The following is a 5,278-nucleotide window of genomic DNA, read 5'->3' on the forward strand; positions in this document are numbered from 1 at the left end:
CGGGGTGGTTGCTTTGGTGATGGATTCGGATTCGGACATTTATTTGTCGGGGTTTGATCTTTTGCCGGGTTTTTGAATTCTTTTTGGAGAGTTTGATCCTGGCTCAGGACGAACGCTGGCGGCGTGCTTAACACATGCAAGTCGAGCGGAAAGGCCTTTCGGGGTACTCGAGCGGCGAACGGGTGAGTAACACGTGAGTAACCTGCCCCTGGCTTTGGGATAACCATCGGAAACGGTGGCTAATACCGGATATTCACTTTGGGTCGCATGACCTTTTGTGGAAAGTTTTTCGGCTGGGGATGGGCTCGCGGCCTATCAGCTTGTTGGTGGGGTGATGGCCTACCAAGGCTTTGACGGGTAGCCGGCCTGAGAGGGCGACCGGCCACACTGGGACTGAGACACGGCCCAGACTCCTACGGGAGGCAGCAGTGGGGAATATTGCACAATGGGCGGAAGCCTGATGCAGCGACGCCGCGTGAGGGATGACGGCCTTCGGGTTGTAAACCTCTTTCAGCAGGGACGAAGCGAAAGTGACGGTACCTGCAGAAGAAGCGCCGGCCAACTACGTGCCAGCAGCCGCGGTAAGACGTAGGGCGCGAGCGTTGTCCGGATTTATTGGGCGTAAAGAGCTCGTAGGCGGCTTGTTGCGTCGTCCGTGAAAACCTGGGGCTCAACTCCAGGCTTGCGGTCGATACGGGCAGGCTAGAGTTCGGTAGGGGAGACTGGAATTCCTGGTGTAGCGGTGAAATGCGCAGATATCAGGAGGAACACCGGTGGCGAAGGCGGGTCTCTGGGCCGATACTGACGCTGAGGAGCGAAAGCGTGGGGAGCGAACAGGATTAGATACCCTGGTAGTCCACGCTGTAAACGTTGGGCGCTAGGTGTGGGGGGCCTCTCCGGTTTCCTGCGCCGTAGCTAACGCATTAAGCGCCCCGCCTGGGGAGTACGGCCGCAAGGCTAAAACTCAAAGGAATTGACGGGGGCCCGCACAAGCGGCGGAGCATGCGGATTAATTCGATGCGACGCGAAGAACCTTACCTGGGTTTGACATGGCCGTTAAAACTTCAGAGATGGAGTGTCCTTCGGGGGCGGTCACAGGTGGTGCATGGCTGTCGTCAGCTCGTGTCGTGAGATGTTGGGTTAAGTCCCGCAACGAGCGCAACCCTCGTTCCATGTTGCCAGCGGGTTATGCCGGGGACTCATGGGAGACTGCCGGGGTCAACTCGGAGGAAGGTGGGGATGACGTCAAGTCATCATGCCCCTTATGTCCAGGGCTTCACGCATGCTACAATGGCCGGTACAATGGGCTGCGATACCGTGAGGTGGAGCGAATCCCAAAAAGCCGGTCTCAGTTCGGATCGGGGTCTGCAACTCGACCCCGTGAAGTCGGAGTCGCTAGTAATCGCAGATCAGCAACGCTGCGGTGAATACGTTCCCGGGCCTTGTACACACCGCCCGTCACGTCACGAAAGTCGGCAACACCCGAAGCCCATGGCCCAACCCGTAAGGGAGGGAGTGGTCGAAGGTGGGGCTGGCGATTGGGACGAAGTCGTAACAAGGTAGCCGTACCGGAAGGTGCGGCTGGATCACCTCCTTTCTAAGGAGCACCTACCTGCGAAAGCAGGTCAGGACCCAACCTGCCGCGAATGCCGGCAGTGGGGCTCAATGGCGGAGACACTTGGTAGATCTTTCTGGCAACGGCTGCAGTTAACCCTAGTAGGGCTTCCGGATCTCGGTTCGGGGCATGGAACGGGCTGTGGTGCGGCTTGGAGGATCGTTTTGGCACCCTGTTGGGTCCTGAAGGAACAAGCTCTGCTTGTTGTTTCGGGCGCCGATCACACTCTTCAGCACAAACTGCCGCGTTTGCGGTGTGTGTGTTGGCGGTGGGTGTGGGTTGGTTGTTTGTTGAGATGTGCATAGTGGACGCGAGCATCTTTGTTTCTCTGTGTAGGTAAGTTTTTAAGGGCAGACGGTGGATGCCTTGGCACCAGGAGCCGATGAAGGACGTGGGAGGCCGCGATAGGCCTGGGGGAGCTGTCAACCAAGCTGTGATCCCAGGGTGTCCGAATGGGGGAACCCAGCCCGAGTCATGTCGGGTTACCCGCATCTGAATACATAGGGTGTGTGGAGGGAACGCGGGGAAGTGAAACATCTCAGTACCCGCAGGAAGAGAAAACAACATGTGATTCCGTGAGTAGTGGCGAGCGAAAGCGGATGTAGCCTAAACCGTGTGCGTGTGATACCTGTCAGGGGTTGCGTGCGCGGGGTTGTGGGACCCTACTGATACAGCTGACACTGTGTCGCACAGTTATAAAGCTTTGGGCTAGTCGAATCCTCTGGAATGAGGGACCGTAGAGGGTGAGAGTCCTGTAGACGAAAGTTCAAGGCCTGTGGTGGGTGTTCCCGAGTAGCGGCGGACTCCTGAAATCTGCCGTGAATCTGCCAGGACCACCTGGTAAGGCTGAATACTACCTGGTGACCGATAGCGGACTAGTACCGTGAGGGAATGGTGAAAAGTACCCCGGGAGGGGAGTGAAATAGTACCTGAAACCGTCTGCCTACAATCCGTCGGAGCTGAGGACTTGTTCTGAGGTGACGGCGTGCCTTTTGAAGAATGAGCCTGCGAGTTAGTGGCATGTGGCGAGGTTAACCCGTGTGGGGAAGCCGTAGCGAAAGCGAGTCTGAACAGGGCGTTCAGTCGCATGCTCTAGACCCGAAGCGGAGTGATCTAGCCATGGGCAGGTTGAAGCGACGGTAAGACGTCGTGGAGGACCGAACCCACCAATGTTGAAAAATTGGGGGATGACCTGTGGTTAGGGGTGAAAGGCCAATCAAACTCCGTGATAGCTGGTTCTCCCCGAAATGCATTTAGGTGCAGCGTCGCGTGTTTCTTGCCGGAGGTAGAGCTACTGGATGGCCTAGGGGGCCTACAAGCTTACCGAAGTCAGCTAAACTCCGAATGCCGGTAAGTGAGAGCGCGGCAGTGAGACTGCGGGGGATAAGCTTCGTAGTCGAGAGGGAAACAGCCCAGATCACCAGCTAAGGCCCCTAAGCGTGTGCTAAGTGGAAAAGGATGTGGGATCGCATAGACAACCAGGAGGTTGGCTTAGAAGCAGCCACCCTTGAAAGAGTGCGTAATAGCTCACTGGTCAAGTGGTTCCGCGCCGACAATGTAGCGGGGCTCAAGCACACCGCCGAAGCTGTGGCATTCACACAATAACCAGGCCTTTGTGGTCCAGGTGTGTGGATGGGTAGGGGAGCGTCGTGTGGCGGGTGAAGCGGCAGGGTGACCTAGCCGTGGACGCCACACGAGTGAGAATGCAGGCATGAGTAGCGAATGAAGGGTGAGAAACCCTTCCGCCGGATGACCAAGGGTTCCAGAGTCAAGCTAATCTGCTCTGGGTGAGTCGGGACCTAAGGCGAGGCCGAGAGGCGTAGTCGATGGACAACGGGTTGATATTCCCGTACCCGCAAAGCAGCGCCCGCGACGAACCTGGCCGTACTAACCTCCGTGAACACTGAACGCCTTCGGGTGGGAGGTGGGATCGTTGGGATCTCGGTCGGTAGTAGTTGAGCGATGGGGTGACGCAGGAAGGTAGTCGAGCCCAGGCGGTGGTAGTCCTGGGGTAAGCGTGTAGGCCGTGGCGTAGGTAAATCCGCGCCGCATATAAGGCTGAGACGTGATGCCGAGCCGTATCAGGTGAAGTCGATGATCCTATGCTGCCGAGAAAAGCCTCTAGCGAGCTGTGCGCGGCCCGTACCCCAAACCGACACAGGTGGTCAGGTAGAGAATACCGAGGCGATCGGGCGAACTGTGGTTAAGGAACTCGGCAAATTGCCCCCGTAACTTAGGGAGAAGGGGGGCCTCGTCTGGTGAAGGTCTTTACGGCTGGAGCTGGGTGGGGTCGCAGAGAGCAGGGGGAAGCGACTGTTTACTAAAAACACAGGTCCATGCGAAGTCGTAAGACGCTGTATATGGACTGACGCCTGCCCGGTGCTGGAACGTTAAGGGGACCGGTTAGCCGCAAGGCGAAGCTGAGAACTTAAGCGCCAGTAAACGGCGGTGGTAACTATAACCATCCTAAGGTAGCGAAATTCCTTGTCGGGTAAGTTCCGACCTGCACGAATGGCGTAACGACTTCCCCACTGTCTCAACCACAGGCCCGGCGAAATTGCACTACGAGTAAAGATGCTCGTTACGCGCGGCAGGACGGAAAGACCCCGGGACCTTCACTATAGCTTGACATTGGTATCCGGTTTAACTTGTGTAGGATAGGTGGGAGGCTGTGAAGCTGTGACGCCAGTCATGGTGGAGCCAATCTTGAAATACCACTCTGGTTGATCTGGGTATCTAACTTCGGACCGTGATCCGGTTCAGGGACAGTGTCTGGTGGGTAGTTTAACTGGGGCGGTTGCCTCCTAAAGGGTAACGGAGGCGCCCAAAGGTTCCCTCAGCCTGGTTGGCAATCAGGTGTTGAGTGTAAGTGCACAAGGGAGCTTGACTGTGAGACTGACAGGTCGAGCAGGGACGAAAGTCGGGACTAGTGATCCGGCACTGGCATGTGGAAGCGGTGTCGCTCAACGGATAAAAGGTACCCCGGGGATAACAGGCTGATCTTCCCCAAGAGTCCATATCGACGGGATGGTTTGGCACCTCGATGTCGGCTCGTCGCATCCTGGGGCTGGAGGTGGTCCCAAGGGTTGGGCTGTTCGCCCATTAAAGCGGTACGCGAGCTGGGTTTAGAACGTCGTGAGACAGTTCGGTCCCTATCCGCCGTGCGCGTAGGATACTTGAGAAGGGCTGTCCCTAGTACGAGAGGACCGGGACGGACGAACCTCTGGTGTGCCAGTTGTACCGCCAGGTGCATGGCTGGTTGGCTACGTTCGGAAGGGATAACCGCTGAAAGCATCTAAGCGGGAAGCTCGCTTCAAGATGAGGTATCCCACCACGAGAGTGGGTAAGGCCCCCGGCTAGACCACCGGGTTGATAGGCCAGAGATGTAAGCACAGTAATGTGTTCAGTCGACTGGTACTAATAGGCCGAGGACTTACCTAACTAACACAGCAGATCCTGCAGAGTTTGCTCGCGTCCACCATGCACATCACGACATCCAACCACCGGCATCAGGCCGGCGCGGGTTGACATGTTGATAGAGTTACGGCGGCCATGGCGGAGGGGAAACGCCCGGTAACATTCCGAACCCGGAAGCTAAGCCCTCCAGCGCCGATGGTACTGCAACGGGGACGTTGTGGGAGAGTAGGACGCCGCCGGACAAAC

General features: G+C 57.3%; 3 rRNA genes. All 3 read left to right on the top strand.

Annotated features, from left to right (window positions below):
• Positions 1-80: 80 nt before the first annotated feature.
• The 3 genes from FLL47_RS42420 (at position 81) to rrf (ending at position 5,274) form a co-directional block, all read left to right on the top strand.
• Positions 81-1,597 (top strand): 16S ribosomal RNA (locus FLL47_RS42420).
• Positions 1,598-1,949: 352 nt separating this feature from the next.
• Positions 1,950-5,056: ribosomal RNA gene (locus FLL47_RS42425) — 23S ribosomal RNA — on the top strand.
• Between the two features lie 101 nt (positions 5,057-5,157).
• Positions 5,158-5,274 (top strand): 5S ribosomal RNA (gene rrf / locus FLL47_RS42430).
• Together the 16S, 23S and 5S rRNA genes form the textbook arrangement of a ribosomal RNA operon.
• Positions 5,275-5,278: the final 4 nt, after the last annotated feature.

This window comes from Catellatospora sichuanensis (assembly GCF_007483665.1).
Lineage (GTDB): Bacteria > Actinomycetota > Actinomycetes > Mycobacteriales > Micromonosporaceae > Catellatospora > Catellatospora sichuanensis.